This window comes from Embleya scabrispora DSM 41855 (assembly GCF_000372745.1).
GTDB lineage: Bacteria > Actinomycetota > Actinomycetes > Streptomycetales > Streptomycetaceae > Embleya > Embleya scabrispora.
In genome coordinates this window covers 66,085-86,088 of sequence record NZ_KB889697.1, presented here as the reverse complement: position 1 = coordinate 86,088, position 20,004 = coordinate 66,085, and the positions used below count along the sequence as shown (strand labels likewise).

The window sequence follows — 20,004 nt, the reverse complement described above, 5'->3', positions numbered from 1 at the left end:
GGTCAGTCCTCGTAGCGCAGGCCGAGCTCGGCCAGCGGGCCGCGCATGTCGTACATGTCCAGGCCGAGTTCGCCCGCGCGGAACCGCGCGCGCTTGTCCTCCTCGTTGGCCTCGCGCCTGGCCGACGCCTGCGCGACCTCGGCGGCGCGCTCGCGCGGCACCACGACGACACCGTCGATGTCCGCCACGACGACGTCGCCGGGCCGGACCAGCGCGTTGGCGCAGACCACCGGCACGTTGACCGAACCGAGCGTGGCCTTGACGGTGCCCTTGGCGTTGACCGCGCGCGAGAAGACCGGGAAGTCCATGTCCTCCAGGTCGGCCACGTCACGCACACCGCCGTCGATGACCAGGCCCGCGGCTCCCCGGGCGCGGAACGAGGTGGCGAGCAGCTCACCGAAGAAGCCGTCCTCGCTCTCGGTCGTGCACGCCGCCACCACGACGTCGCCCTCGCGGATCTGCTCGGCGGCGACGTGCAGCATCCAGTTGTCGCCGGGCTGCAGCAGCACGGTCACCGCGGTTCCGCACAGGCGGGCCTTCGGGTAGACCCCGCGCAGGTAGGGGCGCATCAACCCCACCCGGCCCATGGCCTCGTGGATCGTCGCCACGCCGAACGCCGACAGCGCGGCGACGGCCTCGGGGTCGGCGCGGGTGATCGCCGTGTGCACGACGCCGATCTCGGTGTGCTGCATGTGTTCTTCTCCTGGGATCAGCGGCCGGCCGCGGCGAGGCGGGCGGCGAGGCGGGGGTAGACGCGCAGGGCGTTGCCGGAGTAGACGGCGGACCGCTCCTCGTCGGTGAGGTTGGGGGTGGCCTCGACGTACCGCTTCGTGTCGTCGAAGTGGTGGCCGGTGTCCGGGTCGATGTCGCGGACAGCGCCGATCATTTCGCTGGCGAAGAGCACCGACCGGCCGGGGATCACCCTGGTGAGCAGGTCGATGCCCGGCTGGTGGTAGACGCAGGTGTCGAAGAAGACGTTGTCCAGCAGCGTCTCGGGGTCCGGCCTGCCCAGTGCCATCGCCAGGCCGCGAAACCGGCCCCAGTGGTAGGGCACCGCGCCGCCGCCGTGCGGGATCACGAACCGCAGCGTGGGGAAGTCCGCGAACAGGTCGCCCTGGATCAGCTGCATGAACGCCGTGGTGTCGGCGTTGAGGTAGTGGGCGCCGGTGGTGTGGAACGCCGGGTTGCACGACGTGCTCACGTGGATCATCGCGGGGATGTCGTACTCGGCCATCGCCTCGTAGAGCGGATACCAGCCGCGGTCGGTCAGCGGCGGAGCGGTCCACTTGCCGCCGGACGGGTCGGGGTTGATGTTGACCGTCACCGCGCCGAGTTCCTCGACCGCCCGGCGCAGCTCGGGCAGGCACGTCGCGGGATCGACGCCCGGCGACTGCGGCAGCATCACGCCCGTCGCGAACCGGTCGGGGTACAGGGTGCTCACGCGGTGGACCAGGTCGTTGCAGATCCGCGCCCAGACCGAGGACACCTCGAAGTCGCCGATGTGGTGCGCCATGAAGCTGGCCCGCGGCGAGAAGATCGTCAGGTCGCTGCCGCGCTCGTCCATGAGCCGCAGCTGGTTGGTCTCGACCGCCTGGCGCAGGTCGTCGTCGGTGATGACCAAGTCGTCGGGGTCGGGCGCGTTGCGCGGGTCGCCGACCGCCGCCACCTGCCGCTCCCGCCATTCGGCCAGCTGCGGCGGCGCGGTGGTGAAGTGCCCGTGGCAGTCGATGATCATGCGTTGTCTCCTGGTGGTCGGCGGGCGTCAGGCTCGGGCGCGGGTCGGCCAGCCGGTGTACTGCTCGGCGAGGTAGGTGCGGCCGGCCCGCGTGCCCACCACGTTGTCGAGCTCCCCGAGTTGGCGCTGCAGGTCGAACGGCTCGCTGCCCGGCGCGGTGTGGAGCAGTTGGGTGATCCAGTACGAGAAGTTCTGGGCCCGCCACACCCGCCGCAGGGCGCGCGGCTGGTAGTCGTCCAACGCGGCGTCGCCGTCGCTGCCGAGAGCCCGCGCCAGGACCTCGGCCAGCACCTTCACGTCGTGCAGCGCGAGGTTGAGTCCGCGGGCACCGGTCGGCGGCACGGTGTGCGCGGCATCGCCGGCGAGGGCCATCGAGCCCCAGCGCATCGGCTCCTGCACGAACGAGCGGAACTTCAGCACGGTCTTCTCGATGATCGGCCCCTCCCGGAGTCGGAAGCCGTCCTCGCCGGCCACCCGGGCCTGGAACGTCTCCCAGACGCGGTCGTCCGGCCACGCGTCGACGGACTCGTCCGGGTCGCACTGGAAGTACATCCGCTGCACGGTCTCGCTGCGCCGGCTGATCAACGCGAAGCCGTGCTCGGAGTGGGCGTAGATCAGTTCGGGCGCGCTCATCGGCGCCTCGGTGAGGATGCCGAACCAGGCGAACGGATACTCCTTGGTGAAGCGCACCCGCCGGTCCTCGGGCACCAGGCCGCGGCACATGCTGCGTGACCCGTCAGCGCCGACCACGTACCGCGCCCGGATCTCGTGGCGGGTCCCGTCGGGCGCGGTGTAGCGGACCCGGGGGCTGCCCGTGGTGATGTCGAGGACCTCGGTGTCCTTGATGCCGAAATGGACCGTGCCCCCGTCGCGCTCCCGCGCATCGGCCAGGTCGACGAACACGTCGGTCTGCGGGTAGAGCCACACCGACTCGCCCACCAGGTCCTTGAAGTCGATGCGGTGCGCCCGGCCGCCGAACCGGAGTTCGACGCCCTCGTGCTCATGGCCGTCGCGCAGGATTCGGTCGGATACGCCGGTCTCGACCAGGTCCCGGGCGACATCGGCTTCGAGGATGCCGGCCCGCTGCGTGGTCTCGATCTCGTGCCGGGTGCGTGTGTCGAGCGCGATCGTCTCGACCCCCGCCCGCCCGAGACGGTGCGCCAGCATCAAACCGGCCGGACCGGCCCCGACGATGGCTACTGGAACCGTCGTGACGGTGTCGACGGTGGCATCGGCCATGGCATCTCCCGGGGACTGCGAACGTTGCAAGCACCCCGAACGCTGGCAGGCGGGACCGTCCTCGGTCAGCAGTGTTTCCGTCAGGCGGAAGTCCGGTCAGCCAGTCGTGCGGGCCCGTCTGCCGAGCTCCGCCGAGATACCGAAGGCGGCCCGCAGGACCGGCTCGCGCAGCCCGCGCGCACGGCCTGCACCACGTGCGGCGACGATGATCCCCAACGCGGCGCTCACCGGCCCGGTCCGGCCGACTCGCACCGGCGCGGCCACCGCGACCGTGGTTTCCGAGAGCTGCCGGTCGCTGACGAAGACCTGCTCGCGGCGGATGCGCTCCAACTGTGCCCGCAGCATGTCCGGATCGGTGACCGTGTGCGGGGTCCACGCCTGGAGCGGCGATTCGAGGACCGCCTCCTGGATGTCCCGGGTCGCGTGCGCCAACAGCACGCGGCCCATCCCGGTTGAGCCGATGGGAAACCGCGTCCCGACCGTCGTCAGCAGTTCCACCGAGCGATGCCCGGCGATCCGCTCGACGAAGACCAGCTCGGTGCCTTCGCGCACCGCGAGCTGGATGTTCTCGTGCGTCGCCTCGTAGAGGTCCTGCATGAACGGCAGCGCCACATCGCGCAGGATCTGGGTGCGGGGGCAACCCGAGGCGATCTCCCACAACCGCAGCCCGACATGCCACGACCCGTTCTCCCCGCGCTCGATCGCACCCCACCCCGCCAGTTCCGCGACCACCCGGTGCGTGGTGCTCAACGGCAGGCCCGCGCGCTGAGCGATCTCCGACAGCGTGTGGGCCTGGTGCTCGCGGTCGAATACCGAGAGGACTCTGAGGACCTTTCCAGCCGCGGTGCTCCGGGGTGTGCTCACCTCGTCAGTCTCGCAGACCGGCGTTGAGCGGCCCTGATGCGCGCCCTACCATCGGGCCGACGCAAGGAGGCGATGTGGACGGACGGATCCGTGGGCTGTCCTCGATGGCGACGCGGCTGATTCTGGCCGAGCTGGCCGAGGACATCCGAGTCGTGCACGGGATGCCGGTGCGCTTCGATTCCGCCGGAGGGGTCGAGATCGCGCGCCGGGTACGCGAAGGCACCGAGGCCGACGTGCTCGTGCTCGCCGACGACGCACTGGCCGAGCTGGCGAGCGAAGGACATCTCCTCGGCGGCACGGTCCGCCCGCTTTGGACGTCCCAAGTCGTCGCCGCGGTGCCGGCCGGGTCACCGGTTCCGGCCTTCGGCTCGGAGTCCGATCTGCGAGCCGCCCTCCTGGCCGCCGGGCGCATCGCCTACTCCACCGGCCCCAGCGGTACGGCCCTGATCGAACTGATCACCCGGCTACAGCTCGCCGACACGCTCCGGGGCCGGCTTGTCCAAGCCCCGCCGGGAGTACCCGTCGGCAGCCTCCTCGCGTCCGGTGAAGCCGACCTGGCGCTTCAACAGCACAGCGAACTGATGGACCTGCCAGGCGTGGTCGTCATCGGCCCGCTGCCCGGCGAGACCGCGATCAGCTCGACATTCGGCGGTGCGGTACTGGCTTCTTCGAACGCGCCACACCGCGCCCGCGAAGTCCTCGACATCCTCGGCTCCGACACAGCGTCGGAAGTCGCCCGGGCCAAGGGTATGCGGGCTTTCGGGACGCAGGACTGACCGCGGCGGCATGGTGTCGCAGGTGCGACGAGTGCGCGGATCTCCGAGCTGTCGGGACAGGGGATGCGGGCGCTCGCGGTGAGCGTGCCGCGGGTTTCGGTTAGCCGTCCACGGCGGCGCGCACGGTGGCCGCCGCCGCGGCTGTCGAGGCCGGGGTGACGGACCACTCGGTGGCGCGGGCGGCTGCGGATCTCGCGGGTGCCGGCTTCGAGTTGCCTCCCGGGCCGGTGTCGCTCGGCGGGCAACTCCAGCCGTACGGACGGGAACCGCTGCTCACCCGGGCAACGCCGATCGCCGCGACGGAGGGCGGGGTCGGCTCGGCCGAGCGGGACTCGCTCGATCGGATCGGCGGGCTGATGCATATGAACTCGGGCCCAGGTCACGGGAGTTGTCCCGACGGACCGCGCCGTGGTCGATGACCCGGCCAGGTGCCTCGGCCGGCGTGCTCGACCGCGGTCGCCGGCAGGAACGGCCGATCGTCGACTTGGTACGGGCCGACCCTGCGTGCGCCATGTCCTCGCCTCCCGGGGCCCGGCTCCGGCTGTCCCGGCCTCCGGCCGCGCCCGGCCCTCAGTCGGGCGTGATCGCCCTGAGGACCTCTTCCGTGACGTCCGTACGGGTCGCGGGGTCGCCCGGGAGGTGGATGCGCCACTCGCCGTCGGGAGCGGAGGGGTCGGCCACGGCCGGGATCAGGCGGACGTCCACGTGGTCGCCGACGGTGTCCTGCCAACGTTGGATGGCCCAGCGGGCCTGTACCTCGTTCATCGTTGCCTCCACGACTGCGTCGACCGACACCGGCGTCGAGTCTGCCGGCGGCGGTACCCCTTTGCCCGGGTCGCCGCCGCGCTGGGGAGGTGGTGATGCCGGCGAAGCCCCGGAGCCGGTGGACGACGGAGGGGCGGCACATGGGAAGTGCGGTCGTCCGTAACCGAGTTGGTGCTGTCGGAAAATGCCGGGACGAGGTTTCGGTGCCTTCCGGGGTCGCCGATGCGTTCGATTTCTCGTCGTCCGGGGTCGATTCGGGTGATAGGTGGGGTAAATCGGGGGTGTGAGAAGGGGAAAGTAGGGGTTGTTCGTCTTCGGGTGAGGGTTCGAGCGCTCCGGATGGGTATCGAAGGAGCAGATAGTGCGCGTCGCGCGCACCACGGCCACTGCGCCGGACACCGGGACGACCAGGAGGACGTGGCCATGACGCGGATCAGGATCGTCAAACGCCCCGTTTCCCCGCGGCCGCAGCCGCCGGCGGATTTGCGCACACCGTCCGGGCGCCCGCTGCCCTATTGACGTCGATGGAGACATGGCGTGGACCGCCGGGCCGTGCGCTGCGGTCGGCGGTTCGCATGCTGCCGCCTTGATGCCCGGATGCGCGAGCCTCGCCGCGTGGGCACACGACCTCGTTTTGGCGACTACCCCCGTACCTCGTGTGCCCTCCGCGCTTCCCGCGCCTCCCACCCCGTGCGAGCCGACGTTGATCGAATGGGCATCGGACGTTGATCGACGCGCGTAACACTGGCGCGTCCACGCGGCCTCGGCCGCACCTCACGTGCCGGCCGGACGCTCGCGCCGGCACCGTCCGCAAAAGGAACCGCCCCATGCCCGCCGTGCCCAACGCCGCCCTCTCCCCGCTCCTGCGCTTCACCGGGATCCGGCTCGTGCACACCGCGCTGCGCCGCGACCTCGCGCCGATGTCGGGGCGGATTCGTGCCGTGCAGGCCGACGGGGGGCCGGCCGTTGCCGATGTGTCGGCCCAGTGGCGGCTGCTGGCCCGGATCCTGATGGCCCATCACGAATACGAGGACGCGTGCCTGTGGCCGGTGCTGCGGGTGGCCCGGCCGGAACTGCGGTTGCTGCTCAACCGACTGGAGGCCGATCACCACCGGATCGACCACGACCTGACCGTGGTCACCGCGATGATCGGCAGCCTGGCGGGGGACTCGGAGCGTGCGTGGATGGTGGCCGCCGCGGTCGAGTCGGTGGCGGAGACGGTCGACGCGCATCTGCGAGTGGAGGAGGTGCAGGTACTGCCCGAACTGGCCGCGGTGGTCGCGGCGGGCGCGCACATCGGCACCCTCGGCGCCTCGCTCGCGGCGATCGACGCCGCCGAGGTGTTCGACGTCGGGGCGCCGGGCGACCGTGCGCCCACCGACGCGATCACCTGGCTCCTGGACGGGATCACCGGCGTCTCCGGCGGCTGCGCCGAACCGATTCCGGGCCTGTTCCCGGACCCGCGCACGGCGTGATCCGTCCGCCGCACGCGAGGCGCCCCACCGTCCCCCACGCCCCGACCCGGCCACCCCACGCGGTGTGCCCGGCCACCGCCCAACGTCGGACCCGCCACGCACCGCCGCAGCCCTGCCCGCAACGCGCTTCCCGCCGCCTGCCCGCCCCGATCCGGTCCCGTCCGCGCCTCGACCGGTCCGCCCCACCCGGGCCGGCTCACCCCGGCCTCGGCTCGCCCGGGGCCCGCGTATGCCTTGACCTGCTCTATGCCGGGCGCCCGAGCGGAGCACCCGATTCCTCTCTACTCTTGACCTGATGACGAATCACCCCCCAAATGGCCCATGATGGTGGTCACCCGTGGAGTTTGGTGGGGTGTGTGCCGGTCGTCCACGGCACGCGTGGCATGCTGTGCCGTCAATGTTCTGCCGGATGGGGGAACGGCGGCCGTCCCGGGGGGATATCGGATGAAAATGGCCCTTGCGTTCCTCGTAGAGGAGCATTACCGCCACGATGGCATGCCGCTCGACGTGGTCCGGCAACTCGACGCCTGGGGGCACCACGTCGACATCGTGCGGCCCGGCAGCTCGTTGATCGAGCTGTCCGACCTGATCCGGGCCGGTTCGCACGATGCGTGGGTGCTCAAGACGGTCTCCGGCGGTCCGGGGCTGAGCATGCTGGAGGCCGCGGCGGCGCTCGGACTCACCACGATCAACGACGCGCGGGCGATTCGATCGGTCCGGGACAAGGCGGTTGCCGCGGTGATCGCGCGCGCCCACGGGCTGCCGATGCCGGTCACCTACTTCGCCGCGGTGCCGGAGTTGCTCTCCTCGATTCCCGCCGACGCCTATCCGCTCGTGGTCAAGCCGGCCGACGGCAGCTCCGGGCGGGCCGTGCATCTGGTGTCCACACCCGAGGAACTGGCCCGATTGGGCGCGGAACTCGTGAACGAGGGGCCGCTGTTGGCCCAGGTATATGTCCCGAATGCGGGCCGTGACCTGAAGGTATACAGCGTCTCGGGCGAATTGCACGCGACCGTGAGGCGCTCGCCGCTGCATCCCGAGTACTCGGTCCGGGAGAGCCGGGTGCCGCTGCCGAGCGGAACGGCCGCGCTGATGCACCGGATCGGCGAGGCATTCGGGCTCGACCTGTTCGGCGTGGACATCATCGAGGGGCCGGACGGACCGATGGTGGTGGACATCAACGACTTCCCGAGTTTTCGCTGTGTGCCCGACGGCGTGGCCCGGGTGGCCCGCGCGGTGCTCGACCTCGCGGCCGCCGGGGGAGTCGGTGCGGCCGTGGCCAAGAACGTGGCCACGATCCAGACCGCCGCCGCTCGCACGTCGCTGCGCTCCAGGGCTGAGGCCGCCGCGCCCGCCCACGCCGGTACGGGTGCGATCGTCGACGCCGCGTCGCCCGCGTACGCCGGCTGACGGGGCGCGTGCACACGTGCGGATCTGCCTCGTCACCGATCGTCCCGACCACCCGCTCCTGGCCGACGCGCGCGCCTTGTTGACGCTCCGTCACGAGGTGGTCGCGCTCGATCCCGACACCGTCACCGACCGACACCCGATCGACGCCGACGTCTACCTGCTCAAGGCGCGCACGGCCAAGGCGCTGGCCTTCGCCGAGCGGGCCGAGCGACACGGCGCCCGGGTGCTCAATTCGGCGGCGGCCACCCGGGCCTGCCAGGACCGGGTACGCATGGCCGAACTCGCCTGGGCGGCCCGGCTGCCGTTCCCGGCCACCACGGCCTTCGCCTCGCCCGCCCGGTTGCTCGCGACCGACCCGGTGTTCCCGCTGATGGTCAAGAGCCGACACAGCCGCCGGCACGACCTGGTCGCCCGGGTCGACGATCTCGACGCACTGCGCACGATGGCCCGGGACTGGCCGGACGAGCCGATCGTGGCCCAGGAGTTCGTCGACAACGGCGGCTGGGACCACAAGCTGTGGGTGGTCGACGGTCACGTCTTCGCCGGCCTGCGCCGCACCGCGCTCGACGGCCCCGCGGAAACCAAGCCGATCGCGCCGGAGGATCTCCCCACCGGCTGGTCCGCCCTCGCGCGCAGGGTCGGCGTCGCCTTCGGTCTGGACGTCTACGGGGTGGACATCCTGGAGGTGGACGGCGTCCCGTCGATCATCGACGTCAACGCCTTCCCCGGCATGCGGGGGATGAGCGGAGCGCCCGAGGTATTGGCCGAATTGGCCGAATCGGCCGAACCAACCCCTTCCGCCGGTATTCCGGAAAAGGCCGAAAGGGTGGAGATGGTGCGCCTGCGCCTGCCGCGTGCCGCGCCGGGAAGTCGAGTCAATCGGATGAATCGGGCGCGCTGACAGGTGCGTGCTACACGTGTCGAAGCTGCTGTTCACCGAGGGTGCCGGACGGGATGCGGGAGATCACCTTCCGGGTATAGCGTGCTGCCGTATTCGAAAGTTCTTGCGGATTCTGCAAGCATTTGCGAAAGGCACTCCCATGTTCGGACAGCAGTTGGTTGAGCTCTTCGGCCGCCCGGAAGCCATCCCGGCCACCTTCATGATGGGTGTTGGTGACTTCTGGGCGGCCGTGGGTCCTTGGTTCTTCCCCGGCCTCGTGTAAGTCACCGTGCGGGGTCGTCGGGGTCGCCGAGCGCGTTTCGCGCCTCATCGGCCTCGGCGGCGCCCAGTCGTTCGTATAGGGCCAGTGCCGACGACCAGAACGGGCGGGCGGCGAGTGCGCCGTCGAGGGTCTCGGTCGTCCGGGCCAGGCCGGCGAGCGCGTGGGCTTCCTCCAACTCGGTGCCCATCTCGCGGGCGAGTTCGGCGCTCGTGCGGTACTCGGCCCGAGCGCCGGCCGGATCGTCCAGGTCGAAGTGGGCCCGGGCGAAGCCGGCGGCGGCCCGTTGCCGGTGCAGGACGTCGCCGATGCGCTCGGCGATCGCCCGCCCCTGGGCGAAGTGCGTGAGCGCCTCGCCCGGTGTGCCCATCGCCAGACGGGCCAGGCCGACGTTGATCCGCGTGTCGGCCTCGCAGCGCAGATCGCTGATTTCTCGGTAGATGTCCAGCGCCTGTGCGTAGCGCTCCAGGGCGCCCACCGGATCCCCGCGCGCCAGTAGAACCTGGCCGAGATTATTCGTGAGTATCGCGAATTCGGCGCGGCTGTTGCTGCGCCGGGCCACTTCGAGCGATTCCAGGTAGTACCGCTCCGCGTTGTCGAAGTCGTTCTGCATGAAATACAGCTCGCCGATATTGTTGAGGATTTTCGCCAGTTCGCGCCGCTCGCCCAGCGATTCGTAGATATCGCGCGCGGTGAACAACCGGCTGGTGGCCTGCTGGTATCTCCGCAGGTGACCGAGCGCCACCGCGAGATGCAGCAGAACGCCGGCCCGACCGTGTGGATTGTCGATCTCGCGGTGCACCGCGAGCGCACGATCCAGGTGATGCAGCGCGGCCGTGAAGCGGCCCGCGCGCACGTGCGTGGCGCCGAGTTCGGCGAGCGCCTCGGCCCGGCCGCGCGGATCCTTCGCGTCCTCGGCCAGCGCGAGAGCCTCGGCCGCGTCCGCGAAGGCGGCTTCGTGCGCGCCCAGCCGCCACTGGATCGACGCGCGCTCGATCAGCAGATGCGTCTCCGCCCTGGGCTCGCGGGTACCGACCCGGCGCCACGCCGCCAGCGAGGCGGTGAACAGGTCGCGGGCGATCTCCCACGAGCCCCATTTCAACAGCGACCGGGTCAACACCTCGGGCAGGAACCGAATATGCCCAATCGAATCGGCGCCGGCCAATCGTGTGGCGGCCACCAGGTTCGACCGTTCGCGGCCGAGCCACTCCTCCGCCTCCTCGGCCGTGGCGAATGGCGCCTCCGCCCGCTGGGCGGGCACCGGTATCAGGCCCGAGCGGCGCCCGTGCGGATAGGCGAGCCGGTCCGCCCGCTCCGCCAAGTCGAGGTACAGGTCGAGCACGCGCCCCACCGCGTCGGCGCGTTCGCGATCCGACTCCTCGCGGTGCGCCGTGTGGATCGCGAAGTCGTGCACCAGATCGTGGAAACGGTAGCGATCGTGGGCGGGCTCGTCGACGAGGTGGGCCTCCACCAACTCGTCCATGCCGCGCCGGGTTTCGTCCGCCCCCAGGCCACACACCGCCACCGCCGCCGGCCAGGACGGGGCCGGCCCGGGATGCAGGGCCAGTCGGCGGAACACCGACCGCGCGACCGGTCCCAACTCCGCGTAGGACAGGTCGAACGCCATCGAGATACCGGGCGGCGCGTCGATCACGTCCAGGCGTCGGGTCGCCTCGGCCAGGCGGGCGGCCAGATCGCGTACTCGCCAGGCACGATGGCGGAACCGATTCGCAGTGAGTTGCACCGCGAGAGGGTGATTTCCGCACCGGTTCACGATTTCGTCGACCATCGCACGGTCCGCGTCGTCCAGCCGGCGCGACTCCTCCGCGATCCGGGTGAACAGTGCCGCCGCGTCCGCGGTGTCGGGCACGTCCAGGGACAGCGAGCCCGCGCCTTCGAGGTCGGTGAGTCGGCGCCGGCTGGTCACCAGGACCCGGCAACTGGGGCTGCCCGGGAGCAGCAGCCGTACCTGCGCGGCGTCCCGGACGTCGTCGAGCACGATCAACGCCCGTCGATCGGCCATTTCCCGCCGCCACTGCGCCGCCCGCAGGTCCGGGGTGCGCGCCAGGTGCTGCGCGGGCATGCCCATCGAGATCAACAGCGACCCGAGCGCCTCGGTCGGTTCGATCGGCGACTCGTGCGGGTCGTGTGCGTGCAGGTTCAGATACAAGCGGCCGTCGGGATAGCTCGCCCGCATCAGGTGCGAGGCGTGGATCGCCAGGCAGGTCTTGCCCACCCCGGCCAGACCCGAGATCACCGTGATCGGCAGCGCGGTGCCGATGTCGTCCTCGCGCAGCAGGCGGGCCAGTTCGACGGTACGCCCGATGAAGTGCCGGGTGTCGCGCAGCAACGTGTCGGGCGCCGTCGCGGGCGGTGCCGGCGGCAGCGCCCGGATCCGTGGTTCCTCACGCGACCGGGCGGGTGCCGACAACGCCGGGTCCCGGTGCAGTAATCGGGTGTGCAGCCGCTCCAGATCCGGCCCCGGATCCGCGCCCAACTCGGTGCTCAGCCGAGCCCGGGTGCGCCGATAGGTCTCCAGTGCCTCGCTGTAGCGCCCGCACCGATACAAAGCGAGCATCAAATCGGCCACCACCGGTTCGGCCACGGGGTGCCGCGCCGCCAGGTCCCGTAACTCGCCGACCACTTCGGCATGACGGCCGAGTCCGAGTTCGAGGTGGATGCGCCGCTCGCGGATCTGTCTGCGCTGCTCCTTGAGCTTGTCCCGCATGGACTCCACCCACAGGCCCGGCAGGCCGGCGAACGGCTGCCCGCGCCACAGCTGTTCGGCCGTGCGCAGCAGGTCGGCGGCAGACTCCGGATCCGCGGTGGCGCCGGCCTGTTCGTGTAACCGGCGAAAGCGGCGGAAGTCGACCGCGTCGGCGTCCACCAGCAGCCGATAGGTCCGCGAATCCGAGGACAACCGCACGCCGTCGCCCGCGACGCGCAGTCGGTTGCGTAATCGTGAGACGTAGCTGCGCAGGGTCTCGACCGAGGTGATCGGCGGCTCGTCGTCCCATACCCGACTGATCATCGAGTCCGTGGAGACCGCGGCGCCCTCGGCGCCCAACAGGACGGCCAGCACACACCGCTCCTTGACCGATCCCAAGGAGTGCTGTGCGCCGTCCACCCACAGCTCCATCGGGCCCAACACATGGATCGATAGCACCGCGTCATCCCCCCACCCCAGGTCTCCTGGCCGACGCGCCCGGTGCCGAGGTGTCGTCCAACCACTGTGGCACGTCCTGCCACAGCGCCACCAGAAGTGACGCCCGCAATCCGACCGGAAATCGCCTATGCGTGACGACTCATTCCGGTTGCCGTGCCTGTGCGAACCCATTGCAGGTCCATTGCAGGCGACCTGCAAGGAATTCATCCGGTGAGTCGGGGATGTCCCTGTTGTCGACGGTGATTCGCCGTATCGACGGGATCGACCGAATCGACTGAACAGACCGCCCGGCCGCGGGGGAACGGGGCCCGTCCGGTGGTGACGACGCTCATGGAGGCATGGATGACGATCATGGCAGGCGATAGGAGACCCGTACCCGTCCGACCGGACGCGGCACGGTGGACGACCCGATCAGCGGTGCGAGGGGTGCTCGTCGTGGTGCACAACGTCACGTCGGGTCAGCGCCTGATCGAAGCCGTTCGGCTCCTGGAAGGGGATTTGCGGGTGGAGGTGTTCTTCACCATGGCGCCCACGGTCTTCTCCTCGGGCGTCGCGGAATTCCTGGACCGGCTCGGGGCCACCACGTTGCCGTGGCAGCGCGCGGTGGACATGCGGTTCGACCTCGCGTTGGCCGCCGGGCACGGAGGATTGCACGAACTCGACGCGCCGGTGGTGGTGATGGCCCACGGCGCGGGGCACAACAAGCTGGTCTCCGCCCCGCGCGGTGGGCGTGCGGTCGCCGCCCGCGGGACGTACGGACTGTCCGCGCAATGGCTGATCCGGGACGGGCAGTTGGTGCCGACCGGCATCCTGCTCGCGCACACCGAGGAGTTGATCCGGCTCGGTGCCACCTGCCCGGAGGCGGTGGCCGCGGCCGCGGTCGTCGGCGATCCCAACTACGACTGTCTGGAGGCGAGTCGTCCGGATCGGGCGCGCTATCGCGACGCGCTGCGGATCGGGGCCCGGCAGCGGCACATCGTGGTCACCTCGACCTGGGGTGGCAACTCGCTGCTCGGCCGCACTCCCGAACTGCTGCATCGGATGACCAAGGATCTGCCGCGCGACGCCTATCGGGTGACGGCGCTGATGCATCCGAACGTGTGGAGCGGGCACGGTGCCTGGCAGGTGCGTTCCTGGCTCGCCGAGTCGTTGCGCGAGGGCCTGACGCTGATTCCGCCGGAGGACGACTGGCGGGGCGTGCTGGTCTCCGCGGACTGCGTGGTCGGCGATCACGGCTCGCTGAGCCTGTACGGAACAGCCACCGGGGCGCCGGTGGCGCTGGCGACCTACCCGGAGGCGGACATCGATCCGGCTTCGCCTCTGGGCGAGTTGGCGGAATTCGCGCCGCGGATCGGGCATCGCCGGTCGATGCTCGCGCAAGTGTCCCGGATCCCGGAGGACTTCCGCCGCGCGGACTACGCCCGGGTGGCCGCCCGGATCACCTCCCAGCCGGGCGCCTTCGCGCGGAACACGCGCGGCCTGATGTACCGCCACCTCAAGCTGAAGGCGCCTTCGAGTCGACCCTTCGCCCGCGTCGCCGACCTGCCGGGACCGCCGCGATGACGGGGTCCGCGGGATGCCCGGGGCAGGCGGGAGACGCAAAGGAAGCCGGACGCCGACAGGTGGCGGGGTCGACCCGGCGTGAGGTGCTCTCGGTCACCGTGCTGATCCGTTCGAACGACGGTCGGGTCGCCGTGGACGAGCACACCCGGACCGAACTTCCGGGCGGCGGGGTTGCCTTGGCGGACGTGGTGATCTCCGCCGAGGAGGGTGTGCCGTCCTGGGAGCGGCTGGTCGATCGCGACCGCGAGTTGGCCTCGGCGCATCCCGGTGCGCTGGTCACGGTGATTGCCTGCGGGCCGGACCTGGCCCTGGTTCGGCTCGGCTCCTCGGCGCCGGGTATGGCGCGCCGCACGAACACCGCCGCACTATGGCCGGTCTACGCCTCGATCCTGCACGCGTTGACGGTATGGGAGGTCGCCCCGCGCTGAGTCGCGGATCACCCCGGCGGACCGAGCTCGCGCAGCCGCGCGCGGGCGACCTCGGCCGCCGGGGTGCGGACCTCGCCGTACGACTCCAGGGCCTGGGCGTACAGCTCCCGCGCCCGGTCGGGGCGCCGGCGCCGCTCGGCCGATTCGGCGAGTGCGGACAGCGCGTGGGCCGCCTCGGTGTGCGCCCGGTGTCTGCGAAGCACCTCCAGGGCGGCGGTCAGTTGTGCGTCCGCCTCGTCGTGCCGGGCCGACGCCGACAGCGCGCGGCCGATCAGGGCCTGAGCGCGAGCGGCGTTGTACTCGTCGCCCACCCGGACCAGTTCGACTCGGGCCGCCTGTGCGTACTCGACGGCCCGGTCCGGCAGTCCCGAGCGCAACGCGACGTCCGCCCGATTGAACCGGGCCAGTGCGGCCGGGCGGTCGTCGCCCAACGCCAGACACCGGGCCTCGGCCTCGCGGAACGCCTCGCCCGCCTCGTCCAGTCGACCCAGGCGAAGCAGCGCCAAGCCGGTGTAGTTACGCGTGCGAGCGGCCCCGACCGCGTCCCCGGATTCCACACACACCCGGCTCGCCTCGGTGAACATCCGCAGCGCGGCGTCATGGTTGCCGGCGCTCAGCTCGCTCAGTCCGCCCGAGGTCGACATCCGCGACTCGGCCGCCGGATCGGCGCACTCGCGCGCCGCGCGCAGGCCCATCTCGTGCGCCGTGCGGGCCTCGTCGAAGTACTTCCCGCGCAGGAACAGCGGCCACAGCGCGTCGGTCAACTGCCACGTCATTTCCGGCAGGTGGGCCGCCGCGGCGCTGTGGATCGCGGCCAGCAGGGTGACCCGATGCTGCTCCAGCCAGGCCAATGCGGCGCTCTGGTCGGCGAAGTACACCCGCGGCACCTCGGCGTGGGCATAGTCGCGGGACAGCGAGGCGTGCTGGGGTTCGAGCAGGACCTCGGCGCCGGTTGCGGTGGCGAGGTAGTGGTCGAGTGTCGCGCGCAGCGCGTCGGCGCGCTCGAGGGCCGGGCGATCGCACATCTTGGCCACCGCGTGCAGCCGGATCAGATCGTGGAACCGGTAGCGTCCGTCGGCGGCCTCGGTGAGCAGGTTGCGATCGACGAGGGCGTCCAGGACGAGTTGCGCGGCATCAAGGTCGCCGCCCTCGCCGGTGCCGAGCACGGCGGCGGCGGCGACCGGCCCGAAGTCGGGCCCCGGATGCACACTGAGGCCGCGATAGAGCGCGGCCGCGGCGTCGGGCAGATCGCGATAGGAGACATCCAGCGCGGCCCGAACGGTGTGGTCGCCCTCCAACGCGAGTGCGTCCAACCGACCCCGCTCGTCGGCCAGCGCCCGCACCATCGTGGTGATCGCCCGGTTGGGCCGTGCGGCCAGCCGCGCCGCGGCCACCTGGACGGCAAGCGGAAGGCGGGCGCACAGATCGACCAACTCACCTGCCTGCAACGGCTCCTCGCGGACCCGATGGTCGTTCATCGTGGCCGCGAGGAGATCCACCGCGGCCTGCCGATCGAGCGGTTCGAGGTGGATCGGCACGCCCCCGTTGACCAGCAGCCCGGACAGCCTGCTGCGGCTGGTCACCACCGTCACATTGGAGCCGGCCGGCAACAGCGGTCTGACCTGCGCCGCGGTGGTCGCGTCGTCCAGCAGTACGCCCAACCGGCGCTGCGCGGTCAACGACCGGTACAGGCCCAACTGTTCCGCCGGATCCCGCGGCACCTCGCCCGCCGGCACGCCGAGTCCACGCAGGAAGCCGCCGATGATCTCGGTCCACAGGGCGGGTGCGTCGCCGCCGTGCCCGCGCAGATCGGCGTACAACCGGCCGTCGGGGAACTGCTCGCCCAAGTCGCGCAGCCACGCGAGGGCGAGCGTCGTCTTACCCACTCCGGGCATGCCGCTGAGCAGCACGATCGGGCCGCCATCCGTGCGCAGCAGGCTTTGCAGTTCGGCCAGTTCGCGGCGCCGATCGACCATCGGCGGTGCGGGCGGCAGTTGCCAGGGCACGACCGCGGTGTCCGGGCGCCGCACCGAGAAGTGAATGCCGCCGTGCACGGTCCCGGCCTGCACACTCGGGCCGTATACCGTGCCGCCGAGTTCGTTGTGGCTCGCGTCCGGGGGGCCGGCCGGCCCCCCGGCGCGCCCGTCGTCGACCTCCGACACGTGCGCCCCCGTCCGTCGCGGTCGGAACCGCCCTCACGCGTGGCCGAACCCGACCCGGTGGGCGCAAGGGCATTCTGGATGTTTGTCGCATGGGCAGGCCCGCGAAACCTCCCCGGGCGTATCGACCGGCGCCGGCCGGCGGAAGGTGATGTGCGTGCCCGCGGGCTCGGACCGGGCCGCGCCGGCGGGCAAGGCGCTTCAGCCCGCCGCCGAACGCGCCGGTCAGGCCCGCTTCGAAAGGTCACCTTCCGGGCCGAGAGCCGACCCGACGAGGCCGATGCCTACCCGGCCTCGCGGGGTTGTCCCGGAACGACCATCGGCGCACCGGTGACCGGACACGGGATGACCACACACGCCAGTCCGAAGACGTCGCGTACCAGGTCGGCTGTGACGATCTCGGCGGGAGCGCCCTGCGCGACGATCGAACCGTCGCGCATCGCGATCAGGTGGTCTGCGTAGCGGCACGCCTGGTTGAGGTCGTGCAGCACGGCGACCACGGTGCGTTCGCGGGTGACGTTCAGCTCGCGCACCAGGTCGAGTACCTCGACCTGGTGCGCGATGTCCAGGAAGGTGGTCGGCTCGTCCAGGAGCAGGATGCCGGTGCCCTGCGCGAGCGCCATCGCGATCCACACCCGCTGCCGCTGGCCGCCGGAAAGCTCGTCCACGTAGCGGTCGGCGAGTTCGACCACGTCGGTGCGCCGCATCGCGTCGGCGACCACGTCCTCGTCCTCGTCGGACCACTGTTGCCACCAGCGCTGGTACGGCTGCCGGCCGCGCGCCACCAGGTCGGCGACGGTGATCCCCTCGGGCGGTACCGGGCTTTGCGGCAGCACGCCGATCCGCCGGGCGATCTCGCGCGTGGGCAGATCGCGCAGCGCCGCGCCGTCGAGCAAGACGCTGCCGGAGACCGGCTTGAGCAACCGACCCAGCGAGCGCAACAGGGTGGACTTGCCGCACGCGTTCGGGCCGACCACGACGGTGACCCGGCCGGCGGGCACCTCCAGATCCAGATCGCGCACCACGATCCGGTCCTCGTAGCCGAGCGTCAGGTCGCGAGCGGCGAGCCGATGGGTGGTCACGAGGCGCCTCCGGCACGGGAACGGGTCAACATCCACAGCAGGTACGGGCCGCCGACGGCCGCGGTGAGCACGCCCACCGGCAGCTCGGCGTTCGAGATCAGCATGCGTGCGCCGATGTCCGCCGACACCACGATCAGCGCGCCGAGCAGGGCCGAACACACCAGCGGCACCTGCGGGGTTCGGGCCAGCCGGCGGGCCACCTGCGGCGCCACCAGGGCGACGAAGTCCACCGGCCCGGCGGCCCCCGTCGCCACCGACGCGAGCAGCACGCCGACCACGACCAGGCCGAGCCGGATCCGGCCGAGCCGCACCCCGAGGGCGATCGCGGTGTCGTCGTCGAAGCCGGCCGAGCGGGCCGCCCGCGCCGCCCACACGATGGCCGGGACGAGCGCGAGCAGCACCCAGGTCAGCGGCTCGCCCTGGGACCAGCCGCGTCCGTTCAGGCTGCCCGACATCCACACCTTGGCCTGCTGGGCGAGGGTGATGTCGGCCTTGGTCAGGAGCAGGTTGGTGACCGCGGCCAGGGCCACCGAGATGCCGACGCCGATCAGCACGAACCGCTGCGCGTTCAGGCCGCGGCGCCAGGCCAGCACGTACACCAGGAAGGCCGCGACGCTGCCGCCCGCGATCGCGGTGAGCGGCGTGGCGGTGGGTCCGCCGAAGCCGAAGACCAGGCCGAACACCACGGCCGCCGCGGCGCCGTGCGAGACGCCGATCACGTCCGGGCTGGCCAGCGGGTTGCGGGCGACGGTCTGGATCAGCGCGCCGGCGATGCCGAAGGCCAACCCGACCAGCAGTCCGACGGTTGTGCGCGGCAGCCGCAGCGTCTCGACCACGATGCTCTCGTCGGCGCCGAACAGCACCCTGAGCACGTCTCCGGGCGGGATGAACCGTACGCCCACGCACAGGCCGAGCAGGAAGACGGCCGCGAGCAGGACGGCCAGCACGCTCGCGACCACCGCGGAGCGGCGGTGCACGAGGAACGAGAAGCGCGGGCGGCGGATCAGGACATGACCGTACGGGCGGTGGCTCATCCGGACACCACCGGCTTGCGGCGCACCAGCAGCACCAGGATCGGCACCCCGATCAGCGCGGTCATCGCGCCCACCTCGACCTCGGCGGGCGGGAAGATGATCCGGCCCAGGACGTCGGCGACCAACAGCAGGATCGGCGCGAGCAGTGCCGACATGGCCAGCACCCAGCGGTGATCGGTGCCCACCAGGGCGCGCGCGGCGTGCGGGACGGCCAGGCCGACGAAGGAGATCGGACCGGTCGCGGCGACCGCGACGCCGGTCAGCACGGTCGCCCCCAGGCCGCCGATCACCCGGATCCGGTTCACCTTGTGGCCCAGGCCCTTGGCCACGTCGTCACCCAGCGCGAGTGCGTCCAGGCCGCGTGCGACGGAGACCACCAAGGCCGTGCCCACGACGACGAACGGCACCATCTGCCAGGCCACTTCGTCGGTGCGACCGGACAGCGAGCCGACCAGCCAGAACCGGTACTGGTCCAGCGTGCCCTGATCGGTGGTCAGCACCAGGGTGATCACCGCACCGAGCGTGGCCGCCAGGGCCTGCCCGGACAGCGCGAGCTTGACCGGTGTGGCGCCGCCGCGCCCGCGCGCCGCGACCGCGTACACCAGCACGCCCGTGCACAGCGCGCCGGCGAAGCCGAACCACACGTATCCGGTCAGGCTGCTCACGCCGAACACCGCGATCGCGGTCACCACGCCGGTGGCGGCGCCGTTGCTGATGCCCAGGATGCCGGGCTCGGCGATCGGATTGCGGGTCAGGCCCTGCATACAGGCGCCGGCGATGCCGAGCGACGCGCCGACCAGCAGCGCGACGGCAGTGCGCGGCAGACGCATCGAGTCGACCACGATCGCGTCGGTGGAGTCGCCGCCGTGCACGAGCGCGTCCAGGACGACGCTGGGTGCGATGGCTCGGCTGCCCACGGCGAGGCTGAGCAGACACGCGGCGGCGAGCACGAACAGGGCCGAGACCAGGTAGAGGACTCGGCGCCGGCTCGGGCGACCTCGCGTCGGGAGGACATTCACTGGAGAAGGCTAGGCTGGCCTAATTTGTCCGTCCCCGCCGGGGGGCCGGGTTCACCCAGGGTCGCCGAACGACTGCGCCGCGGCTTGCGATCCCGGCCCGGTCACCTTCCCGTGGACCGACGGAACCGG

Annotated in this window: 17 protein-coding genes; 7 read left to right on the top strand and 10 right to left on the bottom strand. The window is 71.5% G+C overall.

Features of this window, described 5'->3' with window-relative positions; all coding sequences use genetic code 11:
- Positions 1–2 precede the first annotated feature (2 nt).
- The 4 genes from ligK to A3IC_RS0137550 all read right to left on the bottom strand — a co-directional run bounded on the left by ligK (position 3) and on the right by A3IC_RS0137550 (position 3,838).
- Complete coding sequence (gene ligK, locus A3IC_RS0137565) at positions 3–692, bottom strand: 4-carboxy-4-hydroxy-2-oxoadipate aldolase/oxaloacetate decarboxylase (protein WP_020555232.1); 690 nt, start codon at positions 690–692, stop codon at positions 3–5.
- Between the two features lie 17 nt (positions 693–709).
- Entirely contained in the window at positions 710–1,735 is a 1,026-nt protein-coding gene (locus tag A3IC_RS0137560) for an amidohydrolase family protein (RefSeq protein WP_020555231.1), read from the bottom strand.
- 27 nt (positions 1,736–1,762) lie between these two features.
- Positions 1,763–2,974, bottom strand: a complete 1,212-nt coding sequence (locus A3IC_RS0137555; RefSeq protein WP_020555230.1) for a 4-hydroxybenzoate 3-monooxygenase — start codon at positions 2,972–2,974, stop codon at positions 1,763–1,765.
- 96 nt (positions 2,975–3,070) lie between these two features.
- Complete coding sequence (locus A3IC_RS0137550) at positions 3,071–3,838, bottom strand: IclR family transcriptional regulator (RefSeq protein WP_020555229.1); 768 nt, start codon at positions 3,836–3,838, stop codon at positions 3,071–3,073.
- A gap of 74 nt (positions 3,839–3,912) precedes the next feature.
- On the opposite strand from A3IC_RS0137550, the gene A3IC_RS0137545 reads away from it, so the two are divergent.
- Positions 3,913–4,614 carry a substrate-binding domain-containing protein gene (locus A3IC_RS0137545; protein ID WP_020555228.1) on the top strand — a complete coding sequence of 234 codons (702 nt, stop codon included), beginning with the start codon at positions 3,913–3,915 and terminating at the stop codon, positions 4,612–4,614.
- A gap of 570 nt (positions 4,615–5,184) precedes the next feature.
- Here the strand turns inward: A3IC_RS0137545 and A3IC_RS0137535 are convergent.
- Positions 5,185–5,379 carry a hypothetical protein gene (locus A3IC_RS0137535; RefSeq protein WP_158696244.1) on the bottom strand — a complete coding sequence of 65 codons (195 nt, stop codon included), beginning with the start codon at positions 5,377–5,379 and terminating at the stop codon, positions 5,185–5,187.
- Positions 5,380–6,206: 827 nt separating this feature from the next.
- On the opposite strand from A3IC_RS0137535, the gene A3IC_RS63155 reads away from it, so the two are divergent.
- From A3IC_RS63155 to A3IC_RS69120, 4 genes are all read left to right on the top strand, one after another.
- Positions 6,207–6,854, top strand: coding sequence for a hemerythrin domain-containing protein (locus tag A3IC_RS63155; RefSeq protein WP_020555225.1), 648 nt, complete (start codon positions 6,207–6,209; stop codon positions 6,852–6,854).
- A 450-nt stretch (positions 6,855–7,304) separates the two neighbouring features.
- On the top strand, positions 7,305–8,264 hold the full coding sequence (locus tag A3IC_RS58785; RefSeq protein ID WP_079026930.1) for an ATP-grasp domain-containing protein: 960 nt from the start codon (positions 7,305–7,307) through the stop codon (positions 8,262–8,264).
- 16 nt (positions 8,265–8,280) lie between these two features.
- Positions 8,281–9,165 carry an ATP-grasp domain-containing protein gene (locus A3IC_RS0137520; RefSeq protein WP_020555223.1) on the top strand — a complete coding sequence of 295 codons (885 nt, stop codon included), beginning with the start codon at positions 8,281–8,283 and terminating at the stop codon, positions 9,163–9,165.
- Positions 9,166–9,181: 16 nt separating this feature from the next.
- On the top strand, positions 9,182–9,427 hold the full coding sequence (locus A3IC_RS69120) for a hypothetical protein (RefSeq protein WP_158696243.1): 246 nt from the start codon (positions 9,182–9,184) through the stop codon (positions 9,425–9,427).
- A 1-nt stretch (position 9,428) separates the two neighbouring features.
- Here A3IC_RS69120 and A3IC_RS72740 read toward each other — a convergent pair whose 3' ends face one another.
- Positions 9,429–12,551, bottom strand: a complete 3,123-nt coding sequence (locus tag A3IC_RS72740) for an AfsR/SARP family transcriptional regulator (RefSeq protein WP_191864147.1) — start codon at positions 12,549–12,551, stop codon at positions 9,429–9,431.
- 465 nt (positions 12,552–13,016) lie between these two features.
- Here A3IC_RS72740 and A3IC_RS0137505 point away from each other — a divergent pair, with 465 nt between their 5' ends.
- Together A3IC_RS0137505 and A3IC_RS0137500 are read left to right on the top strand one after the other, a co-directional pair.
- Positions 13,017–14,153, top strand: a complete 1,137-nt coding sequence (locus A3IC_RS0137505; protein ID WP_020555220.1) for a hypothetical protein — start codon at positions 13,017–13,019, stop codon at positions 14,151–14,153.
- Positions 14,154–14,212: 59 nt separating this feature from the next.
- Positions 14,213–14,581 carry a hypothetical protein gene (locus A3IC_RS0137500; RefSeq protein ID WP_026219189.1) on the top strand — a complete coding sequence of 123 codons (369 nt, stop codon included), beginning with the start codon at positions 14,213–14,215 and terminating at the stop codon, positions 14,579–14,581.
- A gap of 8 nt (positions 14,582–14,589) precedes the next feature.
- On the opposite strand, the gene A3IC_RS58775 is transcribed toward A3IC_RS0137500, so the two are convergent.
- From A3IC_RS58775 to A3IC_RS0137480, 4 genes are all read right to left on the bottom strand, one after another.
- Positions 14,590–16,743, bottom strand: coding sequence for an ATP-binding protein (locus A3IC_RS58775; RefSeq protein ID WP_020555218.1), 2,154 nt, complete (start codon positions 16,741–16,743; stop codon positions 14,590–14,592).
- A gap of 281 nt (positions 16,744–17,024) precedes the next feature.
- Positions 17,025–17,822: an ABC transporter ATP-binding protein gene (locus A3IC_RS0137490; RefSeq protein WP_020555217.1), complete on the bottom strand. Its 798-nt coding sequence runs from the start codon at positions 17,820–17,822 to the stop codon at positions 17,025–17,027.
- Positions 17,819–18,856 carry a FecCD family ABC transporter permease gene (locus A3IC_RS0137485; RefSeq protein ID WP_020555216.1) on the bottom strand — a complete coding sequence of 346 codons (1,038 nt, stop codon included), beginning with the start codon at positions 18,854–18,856 and terminating at the stop codon, positions 17,819–17,821. Before A3IC_RS0137485 ends, A3IC_RS0137490 begins: the two co-directional genes overlap by 4 nt.
- Positions 18,853–19,875 (bottom strand): FecCD family ABC transporter permease, encoded by a 1,023-nt coding sequence (locus A3IC_RS0137480; protein ID WP_020555215.1) that lies wholly within the window; start codon positions 19,873–19,875, stop codon positions 18,853–18,855. Before A3IC_RS0137480 ends, A3IC_RS0137485 begins: the two co-directional genes overlap by 4 nt.
- Between the last annotated feature and the right edge of the window lie 129 nt (positions 19,876–20,004).

What these genes read in the sequence shown, in the direction of transcription:
- ligK (WP_020555232.1), bottom strand. Translation starts at nt 692, where the DNA reads ATGCAGCACACCGAGATCGGCGTCGTGCACACGGCGATCACCCGCGCC.
- A3IC_RS0137560 (WP_020555231.1), bottom strand. Translation starts at nt 1,735, where the DNA reads ATGATCATCGACTGCCACGGGCACTTCACCACCGCGCCGCCGCAGCTG.
- A3IC_RS0137555 (WP_020555230.1), bottom strand. Translation starts at nt 2,974, where the DNA reads ATGGCCGATGCCACCGTCGACACCGTCACGACGGTTCCAGTAGCCATC.
- A3IC_RS0137535 (WP_158696244.1), bottom strand. Translation starts at nt 5,379, where the DNA reads ATGAACGAGGTACAGGCCCGCTGGGCCATCCAACGTTGGCAGGACACC.
- A3IC_RS63155 (WP_020555225.1), top strand. Translation starts at nt 6,207, where the DNA reads ATGCCCGCCGTGCCCAACGCCGCCCTCTCCCCGCTCCTGCGCTTCACC.
- A3IC_RS58785 (WP_079026930.1), top strand. Translation starts at nt 7,305, where the DNA reads ATGGCCCTTGCGTTCCTCGTAGAGGAGCATTACCGCCACGATGGCATG.
- A3IC_RS0137485 (WP_020555216.1), bottom strand. Translation starts at nt 18,856, where the DNA reads ATGAGCCACCGCCCGTACGGTCATGTCCTGATCCGCCGCCCGCGCTTC.